Source organism: Mesorhizobium sp. M7A.F.Ca.AU.001.01.1.1, from assembly GCF_004022735.1.
GTDB classification, from domain to species: domain Bacteria; phylum Pseudomonadota; class Alphaproteobacteria; order Rhizobiales; family Rhizobiaceae; genus Mesorhizobium; species Mesorhizobium ciceri.
The window spans coordinates 1-472 of the sequence record NZ_RZPF01001355.1 but is presented as its reverse complement, the minus strand read 5'-3'; the positions used below and the strand labels follow the sequence as shown (position 1 = coordinate 472).

Sequence of the window (472 nt, the reverse complement as noted above, 5' to 3'; positions counted from 1 at the left end):
GATTGCCGCAACAGCATATCGCCCGGCTTGTCGGCCTCGACATGTCGGAGGTTCGCGCGCTCGCCGCCGATCTCGTGGCAGCAAGGATGGCGAAAATCGGTTCCGGCAAGGACGCGGCGGAATGAGCGGCCGTCTCGTCCATGTCGGCAGTGCCGTGGTCGACTATGTCTACCGCATCGACGCCCTGCCGGCGCCCGGCATGGAAAAGACGGCATCGAGCTTTGCCCAGGTCGCCGGCGGTGGCTTCAACATGATGGTGGCGGCCAGCCGCACCGGCAGGCAGGTGGTGTTCGGCGGCCAACTCGGCAGCGGGCCCAATGGCGATTTCCTGCGCGCTGCTTTCATAGCCGAGGGTATCGAGACACTGACGCCGCCATCGCCCGTGATGGACAGCGGCAACTGCGTCGCCATGATCTCGAGCGACGCCGAACGCACCTTCGTGTCGTGGCCTGGTGCGGAGAGCGTTCTCAGC

General features: G+C 65.9%; 1 protein-coding gene and 1 pseudogene. Both read left to right on the top strand.

From position 1 onward, the window contains the following. Window positions 1–125, top strand: a pseudogene (locus EN884_RS40020) (ADP-ribosylglycohydrolase family protein); the annotation flags it as partial. Continuing rightward, window positions 122–472 (top strand): PfkB family carbohydrate kinase (locus EN884_RS38140; RefSeq protein ID WP_245492078.1); only part of this gene is annotated, 351 nt, incomplete at its 3' end. The pseudogene EN884_RS40020 and the gene EN884_RS38140, both read left to right, overlap by 4 nt.